20 protein-coding genes and 1 pseudogene are annotated in these 22,734 nt (G+C 74.3%); 10 read left to right on the plus strand and 11 right to left on the minus strand.

From position 1 onward, the window contains the following. Nucleotides 1–17: 17 nt before the first annotated feature. Nucleotides 18–386, minus strand: a complete 369-nt coding sequence (locus tag OG899_RS01200; RefSeq protein ID WP_125500557.1) for a low affinity iron permease family protein — start codon at nt 384–386, stop codon at nt 18–20. Between the two features lie 77 nt (nt 387–463). Between OG899_RS01200 and OG899_RS01205 the strand changes: the two genes are divergently transcribed. Further along, nucleotides 464–853 (plus strand): transglycosylase family protein, encoded by a 390-nt coding sequence (locus tag OG899_RS01205; RefSeq protein WP_168130998.1) that lies wholly within the window; start codon nt 464–466, stop codon nt 851–853. Nucleotides 854–881: 28 nt separating this feature from the next. On the opposite strand, the gene OG899_RS01210 is transcribed toward OG899_RS01205, so the two are convergent. The 3 genes from OG899_RS01210 to OG899_RS01220 all read right to left on the minus strand — a co-directional run bounded on the left by OG899_RS01210 (nt 882) and on the right by OG899_RS01220 (nt 5,064). Then, entirely contained in the window at nt 882–1,763 is an 882-nt protein-coding gene (locus OG899_RS01210) for a diacylglycerol kinase family protein (protein WP_125500559.1), read from the minus strand. A 277-nt stretch (nt 1,764–2,040) separates the two neighbouring features. Further along, nucleotides 2,041–2,565, minus strand: a complete 525-nt coding sequence (locus OG899_RS01215) for a hypothetical protein (protein ID WP_125500560.1) — start codon at nt 2,563–2,565, stop codon at nt 2,041–2,043. A 222-nt stretch (nt 2,566–2,787) separates the two neighbouring features. Then, nucleotides 2,788–5,064, minus strand: coding sequence for a catalase (locus OG899_RS01220; protein WP_125500561.1), 2,277 nt, complete (start codon nt 5,062–5,064; stop codon nt 2,788–2,790). Between the two features lie 410 nt (nt 5,065–5,474). Here OG899_RS01220 and OG899_RS01225 point away from each other — a divergent pair, with 410 nt between their 5' ends. The 3 genes and pseudogenes from OG899_RS01225 to OG899_RS01235 form a co-directional block, all read left to right on the plus strand. Further along, entirely contained in the window at nt 5,475–5,939 is a 465-nt protein-coding gene (locus OG899_RS01225) for a low molecular weight protein-tyrosine-phosphatase (RefSeq protein WP_125500562.1), read from the plus strand. Next, nucleotides 5,936–6,823, plus strand: a complete 888-nt coding sequence (locus tag OG899_RS01230; RefSeq protein WP_189427663.1) for a fructosamine kinase family protein — start codon at nt 5,936–5,938, stop codon at nt 6,821–6,823. The genes OG899_RS01225 and OG899_RS01230 overlap by 4 nt, the downstream gene beginning before the upstream one ends. A 95-nt stretch (nt 6,824–6,918) precedes the next feature. Further along, nucleotides 6,919–7,291: pseudogene (locus tag OG899_RS01235) on the plus strand (histidine kinase); the annotation flags it as partial. 217 nt (nt 7,292–7,508) lie between these two features. Here OG899_RS01235 and OG899_RS01240 read toward each other — a convergent pair. Together OG899_RS01240 and OG899_RS01245 are read right to left on the minus strand one after the other, a co-directional pair. Beyond that, complete coding sequence (locus tag OG899_RS01240) at nt 7,509–7,745, minus strand: hypothetical protein (RefSeq protein ID WP_125500564.1); 237 nt, start codon at nt 7,743–7,745, stop codon at nt 7,509–7,511. A gap of 78 nt (nt 7,746–7,823) precedes the next feature. Continuing rightward, on the minus strand, nt 7,824–9,665 hold the full coding sequence (locus OG899_RS01245; protein WP_168130995.1) for a glycoside hydrolase family 15 protein: 1,842 nt from the start codon (nt 9,663–9,665) through the stop codon (nt 7,824–7,826). Nucleotides 9,666–9,921: 256 nt separating this feature from the next. On the opposite strand from OG899_RS01245, the gene OG899_RS01250 reads away from it, so the two are divergent. Beyond that, complete coding sequence (locus OG899_RS01250; protein ID WP_125500566.1) at nt 9,922–10,125, plus strand: hypothetical protein; 204 nt, start codon at nt 9,922–9,924, stop codon at nt 10,123–10,125. A 168-nt stretch (nt 10,126–10,293) separates the two neighbouring features. Here the strand turns inward: OG899_RS01250 and OG899_RS01255 are convergent, their stop codons facing one another. The 3 genes from OG899_RS01255 to OG899_RS01265 all read right to left on the minus strand — a co-directional run bounded on the left by OG899_RS01255 (nt 10,294) and on the right by OG899_RS01265 (nt 13,522). Beyond that, nucleotides 10,294–10,803: a DUF5709 domain-containing protein gene (locus OG899_RS01255; RefSeq protein ID WP_168130994.1), complete on the minus strand. Its 510-nt coding sequence runs from the start codon at nt 10,801–10,803 to the stop codon at nt 10,294–10,296. A gap of 194 nt (nt 10,804–10,997) precedes the next feature. Continuing rightward, nucleotides 10,998–11,954, minus strand: coding sequence for a lysylphosphatidylglycerol synthase domain-containing protein (locus OG899_RS01260; RefSeq protein WP_125498296.1), 957 nt, complete (start codon nt 11,952–11,954; stop codon nt 10,998–11,000). Next, the gene (locus tag OG899_RS01265; RefSeq protein WP_229813756.1) at nt 11,951–13,522 is read right to left on the minus strand and encodes a hypothetical protein; all 1,572 of its coding nucleotides are present in this window, start codon (nt 13,520–13,522) and stop codon (nt 11,951–11,953) included. The genes OG899_RS01260 and OG899_RS01265 overlap by 4 nt, the downstream gene beginning before the upstream one ends. Nucleotides 13,523–13,744: 222 nt before the next feature. Here OG899_RS01265 and OG899_RS01270 point away from each other — a divergent pair, with 222 nt between their 5' ends. Then, entirely contained in the window at nt 13,745–14,128 is a 384-nt protein-coding gene (locus OG899_RS01270) for a BlaI/MecI/CopY family transcriptional regulator (RefSeq protein WP_125498297.1), read from the plus strand. 159 nt (nt 14,129–14,287) lie between these two features. On the opposite strand, the gene OG899_RS01275 is transcribed toward OG899_RS01270, so the two are convergent. Continuing rightward, nucleotides 14,288–16,645 carry a glycoside hydrolase family 65 protein gene (locus tag OG899_RS01275; RefSeq protein WP_189427664.1) on the minus strand — a complete coding sequence of 786 codons (2,358 nt, stop codon included), beginning with the start codon at nt 16,643–16,645 and terminating at the stop codon, nt 14,288–14,290. Further along, nucleotides 16,642–17,394 carry an HAD family phosphatase gene (locus OG899_RS01280; protein ID WP_125498299.1) on the minus strand — a complete coding sequence of 251 codons (753 nt, stop codon included), beginning with the start codon at nt 17,392–17,394 and terminating at the stop codon, nt 16,642–16,644. Before OG899_RS01280 ends, OG899_RS01275 begins: the two co-directional genes overlap by 4 nt. A gap of 199 nt (nt 17,395–17,593) precedes the next feature. Here OG899_RS01280 and OG899_RS01285 point away from each other — a divergent pair, with 199 nt between their 5' ends. From OG899_RS01285 to OG899_RS01300, 4 genes are all read left to right on the plus strand, one after another. Beyond that, on the plus strand, nt 17,594–18,316 hold the full coding sequence (locus tag OG899_RS01285; protein ID WP_125498300.1) for a nucleoside/nucleotide kinase family protein: 723 nt from the start codon (nt 17,594–17,596) through the stop codon (nt 18,314–18,316). Nucleotides 18,317–18,468: 152 nt separating this feature from the next. After that, entirely contained in the window at nt 18,469–19,392 is a 924-nt protein-coding gene (locus OG899_RS01290) for a MurR/RpiR family transcriptional regulator (RefSeq protein ID WP_168131031.1), read from the plus strand. Between the two features lie 377 nt (nt 19,393–19,769). Continuing rightward, nucleotides 19,770–20,144 carry a hypothetical protein gene (locus OG899_RS01295; protein WP_168130993.1) on the plus strand — a complete coding sequence of 125 codons (375 nt, stop codon included), beginning with the start codon at nt 19,770–19,772 and terminating at the stop codon, nt 20,142–20,144. A gap of 95 nt (nt 20,145–20,239) precedes the next feature. Continuing rightward, a complete protein-coding gene (locus OG899_RS01300) occupies nt 20,240–22,675 on the plus strand; it encodes a SpoIIE family protein phosphatase (RefSeq protein ID WP_373296024.1) in 2,436 nt (811 codons plus the stop codon). Nucleotides 22,676–22,734: the final 59 nt, after the last annotated feature.

A 22,734-nucleotide genomic window follows, 5' to 3' on the forward strand; every position in this document is an offset into this window, starting at 1 on the left:
GGGGTCGCCCGCCGGTGTCAGGTCTCCTCCTCCATCCGGATCGAACGGCGCAGGTCCTCGAAGGCGGGGCTGTGGTCGTCCTTGTTCATCTCCGCCAGCGCCCGGGCGAGGGCGTCGAGTTTGCGCTGGACGGCATGCTCGGCGCGCATCTCGGAGTTCTTCAGCAGCGCGAGCAGCAGCAGGGTCACGGCGCTCATGGACCCTCCTGCCGCCAGCCCCAGCTCCACGCCCAGGTGTGCCACGTGGGCGGCGACGAAGAAGCCGACGACCAGCAGGCACAGCAGGAAGAACACCGGGGAGCTGGTGAAGTTCGAGGCGTACTCGGCGAACTGCTCGAACCGGCCGCGTCGGGGGCCGCCGCGGTGTGCGGGGCTCTTGAACGTCATGCACGAGCTGTACCCGGTGTGCGGCGCACGGCGCGCCGCAGCCTCACTTTGCGTTCATATGATGTAACAGTCTGCTCATGATTCAGCAGCAGAGCATCGACAGCGCCTCCGTCGGTCGTGACGGGGCATCGGACCACCACCTGCGCCGTCGTGGCCTGCGGGGAGCCCTGCTGGCCGCGGCGACCACCGCCGTGCTGGCCGGCGGGCCCACGGCCGCGGCCGCGCAGCCGTCCGCCGCCCATGAACCCGACTGGGACGCCATCGCCGCCTGCGAGTCCAGCGGCAACTGGCACGCGAACACCGGCAACGGCTACTACGGCGGGCTGCAGTTCCGTCAGTCCAGCTGGGTCCTGGCCGGCGGCCTGAAGTACGCGGCGCGCGCGGACCTGGCCACCCGACGGCAGCAGATCGCCATCGCCCGCAACCTGGCCCGCATCCAGGGCATGTCCGCCTGGGCCTGCGCCTGACGGCCGGCCAGGTCGCCGCGGACGGACGTCAGTAGAGCATCCGCAGCGCACCCGGCAGCACCCGGGCCGTGACCGGCAGGACGGCGTCGACCTCGCCGTCGGCGCCCCAGGGCACGGCCCGGTCGGCCTCGATCCGGACCGTGCGGCCGCGCAGCACCCGCACCTCGGGCCGCGCCAGGTGCCGGCCGGTCTTCAGCTCGTTCATCAGCGCGAAGAACAGCCGGCGCGGCGCGGCGGCGATCAGCACCACGTCGAGCATCCCGTCGTCGACGCGGGCGCCGGGGGCGATCATCCGGCCGGATCCGTAGTAGGCGGAGTTGGCGGCCACGACGGTGTATCCGCGGTGACGGTGCACGGTGCCGTCGACGGTGATCCGGTAGGCGGCGTGCCGCCAGCCGGCCACCGCCCGCAGCCCGCCCGCGTAGTACGAGGCCGCGCCGCGCAGCAGCCGGGCGCGGTTGGCGTACCGGTTGGCGAGCGCGTCGACGCCCGCGTAGACGCTGCCCAGGACCACGGTCCGGGGCGTGCCGTCGCGCCGCACCTCGATGGTGTCCACCGCTTTCGGCTCGTGCCGCAGCAGGATGCGGGCCAGCGCGGACGGCTCGGCGGGCAGTCCCAGGGCGCGGGCGAGGTCGTTGCCGCGCCCGGCGGGGACGAGCCCGAGGACGGTGCCGGTGCCGCTGAGCGCCCCGCCGATCCCGCCGGCGATGCCGTCCCCGCCCACGGCCAGGACGATGCGGCCGCGGTCGCCGGCCCGGCGGGCGAGGTCCTGGGCGTGGGCGAGGCTGCGGCTGTGCACGGTCTCCAGCGCGGCGCCCGCCTGCCGCAGCAGGCGGCCCACCCGCTGCAGCGCGCCGGCCCCCGTGGCCGCGCCCGCCGTGGGATTGACGATGGCGGTGAACTGTCGCAACGGCGCGTCTCCCGGGCGGCACGGACGTGGGCGGGCAGCGGTAGGCCGGGCGGGCGCAGGCTGGGTGCACGAAGAGGACGCGCCCTGGCCGCACGGCCGTTGCACTGTCGCAGACGAGAGCGGTTCACCACAAGATCGCGGGAAGATCGGACCGTGCGGTGTTCCGTACGGTGACCGCTCCGGCGCTCCCCTGCGGCCCGGGGCACCCGGGCGCCACGGAGGGCCACGGAGGTGTGTCCTCGTGCCGGCCGGGGGTGCCGGTGTCCCGGCCTCGCGCTCAGGCCGCCAGGGAGGTGCCCGGGGTGAGGTGCTCGAGCAGCTCGGCGCGGTGCAGGGAGGCGACGGGCGCCGTCAGGTCGGGGTGGCGCAGCAGGGCTGCGGCACGGGCCTCGCGCTCGTCCGGGCCGAGCAGACGCCGGAACTCGACGAACCGGGCGGCCGGGTGGCCGCTGTCGGTGAGCGCGGCCACCGCCCGCTCGGCCAGGTCGGGCTCGGTGAGCAGGCAGACCGCCCAGCTGGCGACGGTCTCGTCCACCCAGGTGCGCCAGGCGTACGCCTGAGGGTCCTGCTCGATGCCGTCGGCGCCGGTGATCCAGTCGAGCCGGGCGGATCCGCCGGCGCCCGCCATGCCGACCAGGGCGGCGTCCATGGCCGTCGGGTAGCGCAGCCAGGCCGCGGCCGTCACCGCCTGGCGGGCCTGGACCTCGCACAGCGCGGACGCGAGCGCCCCGCCGGTGGCGGGGTACGCGCCGGTCAGCCATCGGGTGGTCGCGGCGATCAGGGGAGAGAGGTCTTCGAGCACTGCCGAGCCGTTCGGACGGTCCCCGCGTTCCCCGGTCCGCGGCGGTGCGGACACCCGGGTGCGGGGCGACGGATTCACAAGGACGTCCGCCACGGTAGTCCGCACCCCGGGCTCGGCAGTGTGGCCCGGACCTCTTCCGGAAGGTGGCTTTTGCCACATGCGCCCCGAAGGTCGCTTCGGGGGGCGTCGGCGAGAGGTCCGGGAGGAGGGGCGGGGCGCCGGTCAGACCCCGGCGGGGAAGCGGTCCCAGACGCGGTGGGCCGCCAGCAGCCCCACGACCTGCTCCAGGGTGGCGGTGCCGCTGTCCCCGACGATCACTCCGGGGGCGTCGACGGGGACACCGGCCGCCTCCAGCGCGGCCTCGGCACCCTTCCAGGCGCCGATGGCCTTGCCGTGCCGGAAGGCCTCCGACAGCAGCAGGCTCACCCTCGGGTCCTGGCTCGCCTGCCCGACGGACGGCAGCGGCGACTTCGCGTCCCGGGCACCGTAGGCGTCGGCGCCCACGCCCGGTGCGCCGGCGAGCAGGACGGCGTCGAACTCCACCGACCGCGCGGTGGCGTAGGTGCGCTGCACGGTCAGTGCGTCGGCGCCGTCGCCGAGGGTGCCGCCGGCGGGCGAGACGACGAGGGGCACCATGCCGCCCGCGAGCACCGCCTCCCGGACCGCCCGCACCCCGTCCAGGTCGCCGTCCGGCCCGGTGACGATGCCGATGACCCGCCCGTCGGTGGGCCAGGTCCGGCCGACCTGCGACAGGGCCGGACTGGGCTGGACGTCGGCGAGCGGCACAGTGGGATCGGGCGCCGGCAGGCCGAGGCCCTCGGCGACCCGCGCGCACAGCTCGCCGTCGATGTTGGCGAGCACCTGCAGGGCGCGTTCCTTGACGGCCTGCTCGTAGCACTTGCCGAGTTCGAAGGTGTAGGCGCCGATGATGTGCTCGCGCTCCACCGGGCTCATGCTGAGCCAGAACCGGCGGGGCTGGCTGAAGTGGTCCTGGAAGGACTCCGGGGCCGCGCGGACCTTGGTGGCCTCCGGCACCCGTACCGGCGTCTCGACGAAGGCGCCGTGCGCCCCGTCCGCGGTGAACGGGCAGCCGCCGTCCAGGGAGTTGGGACGGTAGGGCGCCACCCCGCGGTGCACCGCGGTCTGATGGAAGCTGTCCCGCAGCATGTCGTTGACCGGCGCGTGCGGGCGGTTGATGGGGATCTGCGGGAAGTTGGGGCCGCCCAGGCGGGTGATCTGGGTGTCCAGGTAGGAGAACAGGCGCCCGGCGAGCAGCGGGTCGTCGGTGATGTCGATGCCGGGGACGAGATGGCCGACGTGGAAGGCGACCTGCTCGGTCTCGGCGAAGAAGTTCGACGGGTTGCGGTCGAGGACGAGGCGCCCGACGGGCTGCACGGGGGCCAGTTCCTCGGGGACGATGTTGGTCGGGTCCAGCAGGTCGATGCCCTCGAAGGTCTGCTCGGGGGTGTCGGGGAAGGTCTGGATGCCCAGCTCCCACTCGGGATACGCGCCGGCCTCGATGGCGTCGGCCAGGTCCCGGCGGTGGAAGTCGGGGTCGACGCCGCTGAGGATCTGTGCCTCCTCCCACACCAGGGAGTGCACGCCCAGCTTCGGCTTCCAGTGGAACTTCACCAGGGTGGTGCCGCCCTCGGCGTCGACCAGCCGGAAGGTGTGCACGCCGAAGCCCTCCATGGTCCGGAAGGAGCGCGGGATGCCCCGGTCGGACATGTTCCACAGGGTGTGGTGGGTGGCCTCGGTGTGCAGGGTGACGAAGTCCCAGAACGTGTCGTGGGCGCTCTGCGCCTGCGGGATCTCCCGGTCGGGATGGGGTTTGCCCGCGTGGATCACGTCGGGGAACTTGATGGCGTCCTGGATGAAGAAGACCGGGATGTTGTTGCCGACCAGGTCGAAGACGCCCTCGCTGGTGTAGAACTTCGTCGCGAACCCCCGGGTGTCGCGCACGGTGTCGGCCGAGCCGCGCGATCCCAGCACCGTGGAGAACCGCACGAAGACCGGTGTCTCGACGTCCTTGGCGAGGAAGGCCGCCTTGGTGATCGAGGCCGCCGTGCCGTAGCTCGTGAAGACGCCGTGCGCCGCGGCGCCGCGGGCGTGGACCACGCGCTCGGGGATGCGCTCGTGGTCGAAGTGCATGACCTTCTCGCGCAGGTGGTGGTCCTGCAGCAGGACGGGTCCACGAGGGCCTGCCTTGAGGGAGTGGTCGGTGTCGTACAGCCGTGTCCCCTGCGCGGTGGTCAGGTACTCCCCGCCCTGGGCCACCGCCGCCCGGTCCGCTCCCGTTTCCTGCCCGGTGGGCGAGACGGTGGCCGGGCCGGACTGGTCCGGCTTCGGCGGCCACGGCTGCGTGGGCTCCGTCGGCTCGGCGACGGACGGCGAGCGGGACCCCGGCTTGCCCGGGATGCCGTCCTCCGGCCCGTTGCCGCCGTGCGGCGCGCCGTCGGCTCGCTGGGCTGCCTGCTCGATGCGGTCGGTGTCGCTCATCGCTGCTGCTCCTCGGCTGATGGCCGCGTGCGGTGCGCCGCGCCACGGCCTCGTGCTGTCCGGTTGCGGTCGTGTTCCGTCCGCCGCCCGCCGTCCGGCCCGCGGCCGGGCGTGCTCCATGGGCACGTGCGCGGGGCCGGTCGGGGCGGCTCTCGGCGCCGAGTGCCCCGCGGTGCCGGTACCGATGCGGGCGGAACCCGGGGGTGTCGTCGCTCTCGTACGGGGTCCGCGGGGGCGCGTGGCCGTCGTGTGCGCCGACGCGAACGCGACCGCGGCCGACGCGCTGCCCGGGAAGCCGGCTCGCCGCCGCCGAGCCGAACTCCCCGCCGTGGATCCGGCTCGCCGTCGAGGAGCCGTCGGCCGCTCGGGGTCCGGTGTCCGGGCGGTGGCGCACCCCCTACCCTGGGGCCGTGCACATCTGTTTCGTCTGCAGCGGGAACATCTGCCGGTCGCCGTCCGCGGCCCTGGTCTTCGGCGCGCATCTGCGCCGGGCGGGGCTGGCGGAGGAGGTACGGGTCACCAGCGCCGGGATCGGCCCCTGGCACGTCGGGGAGCCCATCGACGAGCGGGCCGCCGAGGTGCTGGCCCGGCACGGCTACCCCGTCGAGCACGTCGCCGCGCAGGTGGGCGACGACCATCTGGACGCCGACCTGCTCCTGGCCATGGACCGCGGTCACGAGAAGGCCCTGCGCCGCCTCGTCGACGACCCGTCCCGGGTGCGGATGCTGCGCTCCTTCGACCCGGAGGCCACCGGCGACCTGGACGTGCCCGACCCTTACTACGGCGGTCCCGAGGGGTTCGAGGAGGTACTGGGCATGATCGAGGCCGCGGTGCCCGGCCTGCTCGCCTGGGTCCGCGAGCAGCTGCCGTCGTGAGCGCGGGCCGGTCCGGCGACGCCCCGGCCGTCCCGTCCACCCCGCAGGCCGCGGCCTCCCGCTTCACCGGGCGGACCGTGACCGCGTCGCGCCCGCTGACCGGGACGCTCACCGAGGTGTCCCTGGACGACGGCCGCGTGGTCGTGGTCAAGCGCGGCGACCGGCCGGACGCCCTGCGCGCGGAGGCCGCGGGCCTGCGCTGGCTGGCCGACGCCGGAACGGTGCGCGTCCCCCGGGTCCACGGGCACGACGGGCGCTGGCTGGTGACCGACCGCGTCCCGGACGGCCGTCCGGGCGAGCGGGCCGCGCTGCGGTTCGGCCGTGACCTCGCCGCGCTGCACCTGTCCGGGGCGCCCGCCTTCGGTTCTCCGCCTCCGGGCGGATGCGAGGACGCGTACATCGGGCTCGCCCCGATGCGCAACGCCACCGGCGACGACTGGCCCCGCTGGTACGCGGAGCACCGGGTGCTGCCCTATCTGCGCCGCGCCGTCGACGACGGTGTGCTGCGCCCCGGCGAGGCGGCCGTGATCGAGGACGTCCTGGAGCGGCTGCCCGAGCTGGCCGGGCCCGCCGAACCGCCCGCGCGGCTGCACGGCGACCTGTGGAACGGCAACGTCCTGTGGGGTGCGGACGGGCAGGTCCACTTGATCGATCCGGCCGCGCACGGCGGTCACCGGGAGACCGACCTGGCCATGCTCCGTCTCTTCGGCTGCCCGCATCTCCAGCGGGTGCTGGACGGCTACCGGGAGGTCTCGCCCCTGGCCGACGGCTGGCAGGAGCGGATCGGACTGCACCAGCTGTTCCCGCTGCTGGTGCACGCGGTGCTGTTCGGACGCGGGTACGCCGAGCAGGCGCTCGCGGCGGCCCGCACCGCCCTGCGCTGACCGCCGGCCGCCCGGGGCGACCCGCTGGGACCCGCGGCCGTGCCGCCGGGCGGATGCGGCCGCCCTCGCCGTACCGACCCGGGCGGGGCGGACAGGGCGGCCTGGCCGAGCGGCAGCTGCCCGTCGTCCTGACGGCGGACGGCGCCGGACCGGCGCCGGCCACGGCGGGCACCGCGCTGGTCGGCAGACGGCTGATGCGCCGGACCCACGGGCTGGGCCGGGCGAGATGACCCGCAGGGACGAGCACCACGACGCGGTGCAGCACTCGGTGCGGGAGGTGTGATCATCGTCGGCGCCGACGGCGAACCCGTCCTCGCCGACGACGAGGCGCACCGCCTGCTCGGCCTGCCCCAGGACGCCGAACGGCGCCGGGTGTCCGCCCTCGGACTGGATCCGGAGATCGCCGGTCTGCCGGTCTCGGGACGCATCGCGACGGACGAGGTCCATCTGGTCGGCGACCGGCTGCTGGGCGGCCCACCGAGACGGAGCTTCCCCTGCCGTGACATGCAAGCGGGCGGCCGGCACGTACATGGCACGTGTGCGGGCGGCCGGTATCCGCGTGACCCGTGCGCGGGCAGCGACACGTGTCCGCGTACGGGCGGCCGGGCGGGAGAAGGCCCGGGACCTGTGCTCTGTGGCGGGTCCCGGGCCTCGGACTGCGGCTGTCAGGTGTGCGGGTGAGCCGTCAGGCTGCGCCCAGCCGGGTGCTCAGCAGCGCCTTGCCGAGTTCGGCACCCTTGCGGCTGTCGGCCTGGGCCTTGAGGAACAGCTCCGTCAGTTCGTTGTCGCCGTCCCGTTCCGCGTCCTGGATGTACTGCTCGAGGCGGAGCGCGTTGCTCAGACAGGACTCCACGTACCAGATGAGGTTGTAGTCCTTGTCCCGTGTGCCGGTGACGTCACCGGTCTCGGCACTGATCGTCATACGGGCCTCCTGCTCGCTGTGGGCCTGCGTCGTGGACCGCCCGCCGGGTACCCCGGGCCCGCGTCGGCACACGCCGCCTCAGCCCAGGGCGCGGTCGAGGTTGTAGGCGGCGCTGATCAGGGACAGGTGGGTGAAGGCCTGCGGGAAGTTGCCCTGCTGTTCGCCGGTGCGGCCGATCTCCTCGGCGTACAGGCCGAGATGGTTGGCGTAGGTGAGCATCTTCTCGAAGGCGAGCCGCGCCTCGTCGAGACGGCCGGCCCGGGTGAGGGCCTCCACGTACCAGAACGAGCAGATGGAGAACGTCCCCTCGTCGCCGTGCAGCCCGTCGGGGCTGGCGCTCGGGTCGTAGCGGTAGACGAGGGAGTCGGAGACCAGGTCCTCGGTGAGCGCGTCGAGGGTGGACAGCCACTTGGGGTCGGTGGGGGCGATGAACTTCGCCAGCGGCATCATCAGCACGGCGGCGTCCAGCACCTCCCCGCCCTCGTACTGCACGAACGCCTGCCGCCGCTCCGACCAGCCGCGTTCCATGATGCGGCAGTAGATCGCGTCCCGGGTCTGTCGCCAGTACGGCAGGTCGGCGGGCAGTCCCCGGTGGTTGGCGAGCCGGATGGCACGTTCGATGGCGACCCAGCACATCAGCCGTGAGTACAGAAAGTTCTTCCGGCCGCCTCGGGTCTCCCACACCCCTTCGTCGGGCTGGTCCCAGTTCTCGCACACCCAGCGCACCAGCCGGGACACGTCGTTCCACTCGTCGCTGGAGATCGGGTGCGCCCACTTGTCGTAGAGGTAGATGGAGTCGATGAGGGCGCCGTAGATGTCGAGCTGGAGCTGGTCGGCGGCGGCGTTGCCGACGCGGACGGGGGCCGAACCGTGGTGGCCGGTCAGGTGGGTCAGTTCCCGCTCGGGCAGGTCGGTGCGGCCGTCGATGCCGTACATGATCTGCAAGGGGCCGTCGGCCTTGCCGTCGCCCGGGCTGATGTGCTCGGTGACGAAACGCATGAACGCCTCGGCCTCTCCGCTGAAGCCGAGCCGCAGCAGCGCGTAGACGGCGAACGCGGCGTCCCGCACCCACACGTAGCGGTAGTCCCAGTTGCGCTCGCCGCCGATGCGTTCCGGCAGGCTGGTGGTGGGGGCGGCGACGATGGCGCCGGTGGGTGCGTAGGTCAGCAGCTTCAGGGTCAGCGCGGATCGGTGCACCATCTCCCGCCACCGGCCCCGGTAACGGGACTGTGCGAGCCACCGCCGCCAGTAGGCCACGGTGGCGTTGAACTGGGCCTCGGCCTCCAGGTGGGGGCACCGGCGCGGCGCCACGTCGCCGCCGACCTGGTCCAGGGCGAAGACGGCCGAGTCCCCCTCGGACAGTTTGAAGTCCGTGCGCACGTCCGGCCCTTCGATCTCCAGGGGGACGGTGGACGTGAGAGCGAGGGACAGCGAGGGCGACTCGAACAGGACCCCGCAGCCGTCGCCGCGGACGGTGTGCGCATCGGCGGCGTAGTGGAACCGGGGGGCGATCCTCGCCCGGAAGGACAGGGTGCCGCGCACGCACAGCACCCGGCGGATGAGCCGGTGCCGGTCGGCCTCCCCCGGGATGCCCGTGGCGCCGGCCACCGGCATGAAGTCCTGCACCTCCCCGGCGCCTTCCTCGGTGTAGAACCGGGTGATCAGCACATTGGTGTCGGGGAAGTAGAACTGCTTGGTGCGCAATGTGTCGGTCGCGGCGAGTTCGAAGCAGCCTCCGTGGTCGGCGTCCAGGATGGACGCGAAGACGCTCGGGGCGTCGAAGGCCGGGGGGCAGTACCAGTCGATCGTGCCGTCGCTGCCGACCAGGGCGACGGTGCGCAGGTCGCCGATGAGGCCGTGTTCGGCGATCGGCACATGCCGGCCGCCGTGGAAGGGCGGCGGGGTCGGGGATCCGGCCATCGTGGCCTCCCTGTGCGTCGGGTTCCTCCAGCTTATGACGCCGGGCATCCACGCGGCCGTGGTCGCGCGGGCCTGCGGGGGCAGGCTCGAAAGCCCGCGGCGACGCGGGGTGCGGGCGGCCGGTGGGGGCTTTGCCGGCCGTTCCGGATGCAGTCGGCGGCGCGGCGGGCAATGGTGGGAGAAGGTTCCGGTCCCGCGACACGGTCGGCGCAGTCCGGAACCGGGCGGGGACCCGGCCCCGGAGCGAGGAGGACACATGTCGACATCACGACCCGAAGCATCCCGCAGGTCCGGGGGGTGCACCCCGGACGAGGTGCTCCACGCCCGCACCGGCGACGACGTCTCACCCGAGGACGTCGTGCTGGCCGCGGGCCGGGACGTCACGCCGCAGAACCTGGAGTGGGCCAAGCGCAAGATCGAGAAAGAGGGTCCGGCTGCCCTGGACAAGCTGCTGCCGTAGATCAGGCCCGCACACCTGCGGGCGCCGAACGCCCTAGGGGCGGGCCCGGGTCGTCGACCGGCACCCGCCCCTCCTGCTCGTCCGCCGTGTCTTTCCCCTCCTGTCGCGCCTGTGTTCTTCTGCCGGGGCTCTGTCCGTCCTGCGTTCTGGCGGGGTCGTCCTGCGCCGTCACCGCTCGCCCGGTTCCTCCGGCATCTCGCCCGGTTCCTCCGGGAGCGTGCCGTCGTCCTCCACGATGTGCACGGCGGCCTCCTCCGCTCCGGCCGCCCCCGCGTCGATGCCGGCGTCCGACGCCACCTCCTCGGCGGTGATGTCGGCATGCGTGCCCTCGTCCGGTGCGACCAGCCGACCGGCCCGCGGTCCGCCGGCCTGGGGGTCGACCGGCTCGCCCTCGCCGCCGGGCAGGTCGCCGACCGCGTCGCCCTCCGGTTCCGTCACCTCGGGCTGTTCCCGGGCCAGGCGCCGGTCCAGGCTCTCGCCCGTGTGCTGTTCGGCGGCGGTGGTGCCGTAGTCGTCGACGCCGAGCGGTCTCTCCGGCGGGGAGTACCCCTCGTCGAGGATGTCGTCCAGGGTCGGCTCGTCCACCGCGTCCTGCAGGTCCAGCGGCGATGCGTCCTCCTGCTCCTCGTTGCTCCCGGTGGGCTGGTAGGCGTCGTCCGCCATCGGATCGGTGCTCACGGGTGCCTCCCTCTCGGCGGCGTGCGTGCGGGTCGTGATCCGCGTTTCCCGCAGGGACCGCCCCAATCCCCCCGCCGCCCGATCCCCCCGCCGGGATCCGGCTTCCCCGCCGGCCGCCGCATGCGGTCCGGCCGACGGGCGGGCGCGGATCCGTGCGGGCCGGCCGGGCGCGGATCCGTGCGGGGCCGGCCGTCTCACACCGCTCTGCGGCGGATCAGGAAGCCGAGGACGACGAGGCCGGGCAGGAGCGGGGCCCACACGGTCAGCAGACGGTAGCCCAGGACGGCCGAGGCGGCGGCCGAGCCGGGGGCGCCCGCGGTGGTGAGGGCGAAGGCGAGCGCGGCGTCCAGGGAGCCGAGACCGCCGGGGGTGGGCAGCAGGGCGGCGGCACTGCTCGCGGCGAGGTAGAGGAGCGCCACCCGCAGCGGGGGCACCGGCAGCCCGACCGCCTGCCCGACGGCGACCACCACCAGCGCGTGCGCCGTGGCGAAGGCCAGCGACCCGCCCCACAGAGCGGCCGCGCGGCACGGCCGGGTGTGCACGGCCCGGATGTCGGCGAGCACCGAGCCCAGCGCACGCCCGCACCGTGCCCGCAGCGGTCCGCGCAGCAGCACCGTCGCGAGCAGGACGAGGACCGGCAGCGCGGCCAGGGCGGCCAGGGCCGGTGTGGACACGGGCGGGAGGCGGAGCAGGCCGGGGCAGGCGACGGCGAGCGCGGCGATCAGGATGGTGCGGGTGAGGGCGCCGGCGGCGGCCTTGACCGCCAGTGCGCTCGCCGAACGGGCCGCGGACAGTCCGCACCGCATCAGGAACCGGAGGTTGACCGCGCCCGCACCGAGACCCGCGGGCAGGACATGGTTGGCGGCCGAGGCGGCGAACTGGGCCGCGATCAGCCGGCCACGGGGCAGCCGCTCGGCCACCGCACCCTGCTGGGCGAGCGCCGCGCACATCCAGGTGGCGACGGCGGCCGCGGCCCCGGCCAGCAGCCACCTCTGATCGGCGCCGGCGAGCTGGCCGGCGCCGTCCTGCAGCACCGGCCAGTGCCGCCGGCCGAGCCAGGCGGCACACAGCAGCACCACGCACAGGGCCGCGGTCTGCCACCGGTTCCGGCGGCGCAGGACGGTGGCGGCGGCCGCCAGCGGCGAGGTCATGTGTCACGGTCCTTCGGCACCGGGACGGCTCCGGCGGCGCCGGTGACCGGGGTGCCCGGACGCTCCGCGGAGGCGGACGCGGCGCCCGGTGCGGCCGAGGGGGCGACGTACAGGCGCAGATCGCCGAACCGGTGGACGGCCCAGGTGCGGGCGTACGCCGGCGGCGAGCCGTGGCCGGCGACGAGGGCCGCGGTCGGCATGCGCCGGGCGGCCTGCGCGATGCCCGCCGCGGTGGCGTTGGTGTTGGGGCCGGCGGTGGCGGCGGAACGGCAGCCGGCGTAGAACGCGATCGGCAGGGCGTTGTCACCGGTGAGCAGGCAGGGCGGGCGTACCCCGAGCCGGTGCAGCCGATCCGCGGTGCGATCCCATTCCCGGTGGGCGGCGGTGGTGCGGGAGACGGTGTGCGCGAGGACCGCGTACTGGACCACGAGGTGGGCGGCGACGGCGAGGACGACCAGGCTCGGCACGACGGGGCGCCACCGTCCGCGGGGCGTGCGCACCAGGTGCAGCAGCGCGTCGGCGACCGGGAGGACCAGCAGCGCGTAGGCGGGCAGCAGGAAGCGGGGCGCGGCGTAGCCGATGAGGAACAGGTAGGGGAAGGCAGCGGTGACGGCGCAGGCCGCCGCGAGCGCGCTGGGCGTGGTGCGCCGCTCGCGCCGGGCGACGACGAGGCCCAGCAGGGCGAGCAGCGGCAGCGCGAACCACCAGACGGTGACCGCGGGGTGGGGCGGGGCGCCGGTGCAGGGCCGGCACAGGGTCCGGCCGCCGAGGCTGCGCAGCTGGTCCGCCACGGCGAGGTTCCAGCCCAGTCCGCCCTGGACGGCCGAGCCGTCGGACAGCCGGCGCAGCAGCCCGCCGTAGCCGACATAGGCCTCGATCACCCACTCGGCACTGCCGGCGGCCAGGCCGGCGAGGAGGGCGACGAGGAGCGGGTGCCGACGGCGCGGCAGGGCGAGCACGAGCAGCGGCAGCACCACCCACACCGCGTCCATGGGCCGCATCAGGGCCATGAAGGCGGCCGTGCCGGCCAGGCCGTACCGTGCGGCCCGGTCGTGCCGGTCCGCGCGGGCGCGCAGGAAGCAGCCGGCGCAGGCCAGGGCGCCGACGGCGACCCAGTAGTTGGGCATGGCCTGAGGGCCGTAGAACAGCGTCACCCACAAAGTGGCGAACAGGACGCCGGCGAAGGCGAGGACGCGGACGGGGAAGAAGGCCCGCCACACGCGCAGCGCCAGGTACAGGGCGAGGCCGGAGAGCACCGCGAGGTAGACGCGCAGCAGGGCGGTCGAGGAGGACCAGGAGGCGACGGGGGCCACCAGCAGCGAGATGCCGCGGGCGCGGGGGGCGCTGAAGTAGGCGGCGGGTGCGTGGGCGGAGACCTGGCTGACGTAGACGGTCTCGTCCCAGCCGAGGCCCATCCCGGGGCGGACGAGCAGCAGTTGGGCGAGGGTGAAGGCGGCGGCCACCGCCGCGAGGGGGATGTCGTCGCGTCGCCGGAGCACACGGCCGGCTCGCGGCACGGGTCCGGGCCGCCGGCTCCCGGCGAGTACGGCGTGCGCACCGTCGGCCATCTCCACCCCTCCCCTACGCACTGTAGGGTATCCGGCTGCTCGGTCCGCGGACCGGCACAGGAGCCGGGCACGGCACCAGCGGGTCGCCGGGAGGGCATCCGGGCAGGGCCTGCCGGTGCTCGCCCCGGGACGAACCAGGCACAACGTACCCCGCGTCGGGGTGCGGTGCCGAGTGGGCTGCGCCGGACGCCGGACTGTTCACGCACGGCAAAGGGTGAGGGCATGGCTGGTGGAGAGCCACATGACAGACCGGGACGGCGCGGCCCGGGTGAGCTGGAGAACGACATCCTCGCGACGCTGTGGGCGGCCCGGCGGCCGCTGACCCCGGCCGAGGTCCAGGTGCGGCTCGGCGGCGGACTGGCCTACAACACCGTGCACACCGTTCTCGGCCGGCTGTGCGGCAAGGGGCTGGTGCTGCGCGAGGCGGACGGGCGGCGCGGCGCGTACCGCCCCGCGAAGAACGCGGCCGAGGTGACCGCCCAGGCCATGCACGACGCCCTGGGACGCGGTCCCGATCCGGTGGCCGCGCTGCGGCAGTTCGTCGTCCGCCTGACCCCCGAACAGGAACGCGTGCTGCGCGACCTGCTCACCGGCGACGCGGCGTGACGGCGAGCGCGGCGCCGGTGCGTGCACCGCGCCGCCCGGCACGGTACCGGTGCGTGTCGGCGAGCGCGGCGCCGGTGGGTGACGGCGGCACGGCACGCCGGTGCCTGAGGGCAGGCAGAGGAGGCGGCACGTCCACGCGTGCGGGGGCGGCCCGGCCGGTCAGCGTTTCCGGCCGCGGTCGGCCTGGGGGCGGCGGTGCAGCGGCTGTTCCAGGGGCGGCAGATGCGGCTGCGACGGCACCGGGCGGGACACGGGTGCACCGGGTTTCAGCTCGGCCTCCTCGCCGTGGTGACGGACCGTCATCGGCGCCCCGGACAGCAGCGTGTAGGAGGCCTGTTCCTGGGTGATCTCCACGGCCAGCCGGCGTCCGCGGAACAGCAGACGGAAGGCGAGGCGGCTGAACCGCTCCGGCAGCCGCGGGGAGAACTCCAGCACGGTCCCCGAGCGCCGGGCACCGCCGAACCCGGCCACCAGTGCCAGCCAGGTCCCGGCCAGCGAGGCGATGTGCAGCCCGTCGCGGGTGTTGTGCTCCAGGTCCTCCAGGTCCATCAGGGCCGCCTCGGCCGTGTAGTCGTAGGCGAGCCGCAGATGGCCGGTCTGCGCGGCGATCACCGCCTGGATGCACGCCGACAGGGAGGAGTCCCGCACCGTCAGCGCCTCGTAGTAGGCGAAGTTCCGGGCGATCTGCTCCTCGTCGAACTCGTGACCGCAGGTGTACAGGGCCAGCACCAGGTCGGCCTGTTTGACCACCTGTTTGCGGTACAGGTCGAAGTAGGGGAAGTGCAGCAGCAGCGGGTACTGGTCGGCGCGGGTGCGGGCGAAGTCCCAGCGCTGGTAGCGGGTGAAGCCCTCGCTCTGCTCGTGCACCTTCAGTTCGGGGTTGTACGGGATGTTCATGGCCTCTGCGGCGTCCCGCCAGGAGGCGCTCTCCTCGTCGTCGGCGCCGAATCGCTTCGCCTCCTCCGGGTACCGCTCGACGGCCTCGGCGGCGGCCAGCAGGTTCCCGCGGGCCATCAGGTTGGTGTACACGTTGTCGTCCGCGATGGCGCTGTACTCGTCGGGGCCGGTGACACCGTCGATGTGGAAGGTGCCGCGGTGGTCGTGGTGGCCGAGCGAGCGCCACAGCCGGGCCGTCTCCACCAGCACCTCGAGCCCGGTGTCGCGGGCGAACTCCTCGTCCCCGGTGGCGGCGACATAGCGCACCAGGGCGTGCGCGATGTCGGCGTCGACGTGGAAGGCCGCCGTGCCGGCGGGCCAGTACGCCGAGCCCTCCCGGCCGTCGATGGTGCGCCAGGGGAAGGCGGCGCCGCGCAGCCCCAGCTGGGCGGCGCGTTCCCGGGCCGCGGGCAGCGTGTTCTGCCGCCAGCGCAGCGCCTCGGCCACGGCCTCGGGCGCCGTATAGGTCAGGACGGGCAGCACGAACATCTCGGTGTCCCAGAAGGCGTGCCCGTCGTAGCCGGAGCCGGTCAGTCCCTTGGCCGGGATCGCCCGTTCCTCGGCGCGGGCGCCGGCCTGCAGCACATGGAACAGGCCGAACCGGACGGCCTGCTGGATCTCCTCGTCGCCGTCCACCTCGACGTCCGCGCGCGCCCAGAAGTCGTCCAGGCACGCGCGCTGTTCCTGCGCCAGGCCCTCCCAGCCGTCCAGCGCGGCGGCCGCCAGGGCGGCGTCCACCTGGTCGCTCATCGCCGGCAGCGAGCGGGTGCCGGACCAGCCGTGCGCGACGAGCTTCTCCACCCGCAGCACCTGTCCCGACCGCAGCACGGAGGCGACGGTCAGCCGGGCCAGGTCGGGGTGGCTCTCGCTCGCGGTGGTGATGTGCTGCGGGCCGGTGACGACATGGTCGGCGGCGACCGCGACCCGCAGGCCGCTGCGGCGGGTGCGGTGCACCAGACGCAGCCGGTGACCTGAGGCGAAGTTCTCCTCCGGCTCCAGCGGGGACTGCAGGGCGAGCGCGGCGCGCGGGTCGCCGCCGGACTCGGGCAGCTGCTCGTTGGCGACGAGTTCGGACTGCACGACGATGCGGACGTGGCAGCCGACGGGCTCCACCTCGTAGGCCACCGCGCCGATGGACCGCTGGGTGAGGGAGATCATCCGGGTGGAGCGGACCTTGACCCGGGTCCCTGCGGGCGAGCACCACTCGCAGGTCCGCTCCAGCACCCCGCGGCGCAGGTCGAGGACGCGCTCGTGGGACAGCAGCCGCCCGTAGCGCAGGTCGAACGGCTCGTCGTCGACCAGCAGCCGCAGCACCTTGCCGTTGGTGACGTTGATGACGGTCTGCCCGGACTCCGGGTAGCCGTAGCCGGCCTCGGCGTACGGCAGGGGGTGCAGCTCGTACACCCCGTTGAGGTAGGAGCCCGGCAGGCCGTGCGGTTCACCCTCGTCGAGGTTGCCGCGCCAGCCCACGTGGCCGTTGGACAGCGCGAACACCGACTCGCTCTGGGCGAGCACGTCCAGGCTCAGCTCGGTCTCGCGCACGCTCCACGGATCGACGGCGTACGAGCGGTGGGTGATCATGCTGTGCCTCCCTGGTCGCCGAGGAGTTCTGCGAGGTCGTCGACGACGATGTCGGCGCCGTGCCGGTACAGGGCGTCGCGCTGCCCGGTGCGGTCCACTCCGACGACGTATCCGAACCGGCCCGAGCGGCCGGCCTCCATCCCGGCCAGCGCGTCCTCGAACACCGCCGCCCGGTCCGCGTCGACGCCGAGGTCGTGCGCGGCGGCCAGGAACGTGTCCGGGTGCGGCTTGCCGGGCAGCCCGCGCTCGCGGGCGACGACACCGTCGACGCGGACGTCGAAGAGGTGCTCGGCGCCGATCGAGCGGAGCACCTCGACGGTGTTGGCGCTGGAGGAGACGATCGCCGTCCTCAGCCCCGCCGCGCGCACCGCGTCGATGAAGCGCAGGGTGCCCTCGTAGGCCTCCACGCCGCCGGCGCGGATCTTCCGCAGGACCAGCTCGTTCTTCCGGTTGCCCACCCCGGCCACCGTCGCGGCGTCCGGCGGGTCGTCGGGGGTGCCCTCGGGCAGCTCGATGCCGCGGGAGGCGAGGAAGGTGCGCACCCCGTCGGCGCGGGGCCGGCCGTCGACGTACCGGTCGTAGTCCGCGACCTGGTCGAAGGGGCGGTATCCCGGGCCTTCCCGCTCCCGCAGGAAGGCGTCGAAGGTCTCCTTCCAGGCGGCCGCGTGCACGGCGGCCGTCTTGGTGACCACCCCGTCGAGGTCGAAGAGGCAGGCGAGGATCTTGCCGGGCAGACCGAGTCGTGTCATACAGGCCGCGTTTCCCGGATCGCGGAGTTCACCGGCATCGTGACGGAGTTCCCCGGGATCGTCGGCGTCTCCGGGCGTCCTCCCGGCGTCCTCCCGGCGTCCTCCCGGCGTTCCTCCCGGCGTCCTCCCGGCCCCTCCACCGCTTCCGTCGCCGCGGAACCGGTTCGGCCGGGTGACCGAGGGTGACACACTGGGGCGCGTGCCGCTGACCTTCGACGATCTTCTCCGCCGTGCCCGGTCCCTCGTCCGCGACGGCCACCGCGCCGTGCTCGGCGTCGCGGGCAGCCCCGGCGCGGGCAAGTCCACCCTGGCCGAACAGCTCGTACGGGCCCTGAACGGCGACGGGGAGCCGTGGGCCGCCCATGTCCCGATGGACGGCTTCCACCTGGCCGACGCCGAACTGGCCCGCCTGGGGCGACTGGACCGCAAGGGGGCGCCGGACACCTTCGACGCGGCGGGCTACGCGGCGCTGCTGCGGCGTCTGCACGAGGAGTACCGGGCGGACGGCAGCGGCGAGACCGTCTACGCGCCCGGGTTCGAGCGCGTGCTGGAACAGCCGCTGGCGGGCGCCGTGCCCGTGCCGCCGGCGATCCGGCTGGTGGTGACGGAGGGCAACTACCTGCTGCTCGGCACCGGCGCCTGGGCCCGGGTGCGCCCGCAGCTGGACGAGGTGTGGTTCTGCGAGCTGGACGAGGACGAGCGGATCCGCCGGCTGATCGCCCGGCACGAGCGGTTCGGCAAGGACCACGAGGCGGCCGTCGCCTGGGTCCTGGGGCCCGACCAGCGCAACGCGGAGCTGGTGGCGGCGACCCGCGGCCGCGCCGACCTGGTCGTCCCCGCCTCGGCGTTGCCGTCCCGCCCCACCGAGGAGCACCTCGCCTCGAACCGCCCCGCCTCGGGCCACCCCGCCGGCGCGGGCTGAGACCTGCGCCGGGAACGTGCGGCCGGTCGGGCGAGGGGGTGCCACCGGCGCCGGCCGGGGCCTGCGACCGGCTGGAAGACGTCGCATGCGCCCTGGCGGCGACGGCCGGTGAGCTATGTTGAAACGCTGTGGGAGACAAGTCAGGCGCCTCGGTGCCCTCGCCGCAGCAGGCTCGCGCGCAGGCGTCCGCCATCACCGCGCACCGGCCTGCCGCACCGGCCGAGCCCGCCCCCGCGTCCCAGCTGAGAGCGCTCTTCGACCGGCCCCGGCTGTCTCCCGGGCACCGCCGCATCGCCCAGTACCTGATCGAGAACATCACCGAGGCGGCCTTTTTGTCGATCACCGAGCTGGCCGACCGGGTCGGGGTCAGCCAGCCGTCGGTGACCCGGTTCGCCGGCGCGGTCGGCTTCAGCGGCTACCCCGCCCTGCGGGAGAAGTTGCAGTCCATCGCCCTGCGCACCCTCGCGGGCGACACCGAGGCGGCCGAGGCGGAGCGGGTCAACGAGCTGCAGGCGGCGGTCGACGCCGAGATCGAGAACCTGGAGAACCTGCGCCGCGACTTCGCCGACCCGCAGCGGGTGATCACCGTCGGGCGCGAGCTGTCCCGCTCGGCGCCGCTCACCGTGCTCGGGCTGCGCATCTCGGTGTCGCTGGCCGAGTACTTCGCCTACGCGGCGCGGCGCATCCACCCGGACGTGCGGCTGGTGACCCGCGGCGGCAGTGTCGCCTACGACGCGCTGCTGCAGGCCCGCGAGGCCGGCGGCACCTGGGTGCTGGCCTTCTCCATGCCCCGGCACGCTCAGGAGACGCTGTCCGCCCTCCGGGTCGCCCGCAGTGCCGGGCTCAAGGTCGCGCTGATCACCGATCTGGCCCTGGGCCCCGTGGCCGACGAGGCCGAGGTGACCTTCGCGACCGGCACCGGGTCCCGCCTGGTCTTCGACTCCTACGCCGCACCCGGCGTGGTGTGCGCCGCCCTGCTGCAGGCCATGACCGACGCCGACCCGGAGCGGACCCAGGCCCGGCTGGAGGAGTACGAGCAGCTCGCCGAACGGCACCAGTTCTTCCTGAAGGACTGAGCGGGCACCGCGACGGTTTCCGTCGTCGAACGCCTTCCGTCGTCCCGCCGGGCAGGGCGTCCCAGCGCACCGCTCGGCACGGTGGTACACCCTGCACGCACCCTGCGCACCCGGATCGGACCGGGCCGGAGCGCGACCGACGTGCCCCACCTCTCACCGGATCCGCACATGAAAGTTTTCATGCACCTTGCCAAGTGAACGGCATATATAAATACTGCTCTCGGATCTCGGCCCCGACCCCTCAGGGCCGGCTCCACGGGGCGTTCCGGCCGGGCAGCACCCGCGCCGACGCTCCCCGGCGGACCCGGCCGCCCCCTGGGCCGGGGCCGCCGCCTGGCCGGACGGCCACGCCAGGACGCACACCGGAAGCGACGATCATGCCTGTGACCACCCCGCGCCTCAGCCCGGACTGGCCCTGCCAGGTCAAGCCGCCGGGCAGCTACGACTGGCAGCGTTCGGCGACCAGGTGGCTGCGCGAACTGGTGCCCGCACGCTACGGCGGCTACCCCGCACTGGTGCGCCACCCCGTGCTGCTGGCCCGCCACGCCCAGCTGCAGGTCCAGCAGGAGATCCGTGTGGCCCGCACGGCTCTGCAGACCGCGCGCACGGACCTGCCCGGCCTGGGCATGCCCGAGTCCGTCATCGAGCACACGATCAAGCTGTACGCGGCGGAACTGGCTCAGCTGCAGCACATCGCCCGCAGCGTGCGGGCGGTCACCCGGGCCCTGGTGGAGCACGGCACCACCCGCTGAGACCCACCGCGCACCGGACCCCGGCGCGTCCCCGTTTCGCATATTCGCTCCGCCATTGGTGTGATCTGACCGCCCGTGTGTGCGATGCTCGTCCCGTGACGAGCGAACGGAGTTCCTCCTCGGCGTCGGGCGACACGGTCCCCGATCTGGCGGAGCTGGCCGGGGTGGTGGCCAGACAGCGGGCCGAGATGGACCGGCTGCAGGAGCAGGCGGCCACCTCCACCGTGGTGGAACGCGCCAAGGGCGCTCTGATGGCGCTCACCGGCTGCACCCCCGAGGCCGCCCACGAGGAACTGGTCCAGCGGGCCAAGACCGCGCGTCACACCCTGGTGGAGGAGTGCTGGATCACCCTCGGCAACCTGGTCCCGCCGCCGGAGCGGTCCCCCTCCCCGGCGACCGCCGCACCGGCCTCCGGCCCGGACGGCACCGGTACGGTCGGTCACCGGCCGGCTCCCGGCGCGGCACCGGCACCGGCGTCCGACGGGGACGACAACGGCGATGCGGCCGCCCTGGCCCTGCTCGGGCGGGCACTGGTCCATGTCGGCAGCCCTCAGGATCTGGCCCGCTGTGTGCAGGAGCACCTGGCGGGACCTGTCGGAGCGGACGCGGTGCTGCTGTACCAGCTGCTGCCGGGCGGAGGACTGGACCTGATCGGCCATGCCGGCATCGACGAGACACTCGCGCACCAGTGGCATCACATACCGCCGCTCAGCGATGTCGCCGCGTTCGAGGCCCTGGAGTCCCACGAGCCGCGCTGGCTGGAGGGTCTCGTCCGGGACGGCAAGCGGTACCTGCTGATGAACTCCCCCGGACGGCACTGGTCGTCCCGGGCCTGGCTGCCCATGCTCGGCGACGGCCGGAGCGACGTGGCCATGGGGGTGCTGCGCACCCGCGGCGGGCCGTTCGACCGGCGCTCCCGCGCACTGCTGCGCGGCGCCGCACGCTTGTGCGCCGGCCGGCTGCGCGCCCTGGACACGCGTCCCGAGCGGGTCACGGGCGCGCCGGAGGAGGTCCGTACGCTGTTCTCCGGTCTGCCCGTGCCCACCGCGCTACTGACCCCGCTGCGCTCCCCCGCGGGCGAGGTGGACGACTACCGCGTCGACGCCGCCACCCCGCAGACCGTCGACGTGCTGGGGCGCAGCGGCCCCGACCTGGTCGGGCGGCGCGCCCTGGAATGCTGGCCCACGCTGGCGGAGGAGCCGCTGTGGCAGGGCCTGCAGGGCACCCTCGACGAGGGCGTTCCGTTCGAGAGCGAGCCGTACGCGCAGCAGGAGGTCGCCGCCGGCGGCCGGGAGCTGTCCCTGTACTCGGTGCGGGCCTCGCGAGCCGGCGAGGGGCTGCTGGTGACCTGGCTGCGCCAGGAGTCCTCGGACCGCCAGGTGCAGCGTCTGGCGGACGTGCAGCGCCTCGGGCGCCTCGGCTGGGCCACCTGGAACCTGGTCACCCATGAGGCCGCCTGGTCCTCGCAGGTGTACGAGCTGTGCGACCGCTCCCCCGAGCAGGGCCCGATGCGTGTCGAGGAGCTGGCCCGCCTCCCCGTGTCCGACGACGCGCCGGCGCTGGCCCGCGCGGTGCGCGCACTGCTCGACCACGGCGAGCCCTTCAGCGTGCTGTTCCGCAAGAAGTCCGCCTCCGGCCTGCGGCATCTGCGCATCGTCGCGGAAGCCGTCCGCGACGCCGACGGCACCCCGGTGCAGGTCCACGGCTTCGTGCAGGACCTGACCGCGCAGCGCAACGCGGAACTGGCCCTGCGGGAGAGCGAGCGGGCGATCGCGGCGCAGCAGGGCGTCCTGCACGTCGAGCGGATGCTGGCGGGACGGCTGCAGCACGCGCTGCTGCCGATGCCGCGCCGGCCGTTGCGGCTGGCCGGGCTGCGGGTCGACCTCGCCTACCTGCCCGCCCAGTCGGGCGTCCACGTCGGCGGTGACTGGTTCAGCGCGATCGACCTGCCGAACGGCGACGCCCTGTTCGTGGTCGGCGACGTCGCCGGGCACGGTCTGGACGCGGTGGCCACGATGGCCCAGCTCCGGTTCACCGCCAAGGGCATGATCCTCACCGGTTCCTCGCTGACCGACGCGCTGGACCGGCTGAACACGCTGCTGCTGCACTCCCTGGACACCAGGGGCACGGCCACCCTCGTCCTGGCTCATCACCAGCCCGCCGAACGGCGGCTGGTCTGGGCGCAGGCGGGACACCTGCCGCCGCTGTTGCTGAGAGAAGGCCGTCCCCGCTATCTGAAGCGTCCGCTGGGCATGCTGCTGGGCGCGACCGAGGAGCCGCTGTACGAGGAGGCGGAGTGCCGGCTGGAGCCCGGTGACCGGCTGCTGCTGTTCACCGACGGGCTGGTGGAACGGCCCGGCGAGGGCATCGAGACGGGCCTGGCACGGCTGGCCGAGACCGTGGCCGAGCACCACCGCACGGACGCGGCCGGCTCCCTCGACCCCCTGCTCACCGCCATGCTGCGCGGCGAACGCCGTGACGACGTGTGCGTGCTGGACATCCGGGTGCCGCGGGAGACGGCTTGCCTGTGATACACGGCGGATACGCGATCGTCACCGCGCACGGGCCACCGTGATCACCCGGTGCCGGC

Origin of the sequence: Streptomyces thermoviolaceus, assembly GCF_045209695.1 — a bacterium.
Taxonomy (GTDB): domain Bacteria; phylum Actinomycetota; class Actinomycetes; order Streptomycetales; family Streptomycetaceae; genus Streptomyces; species Streptomyces thermoviolaceus.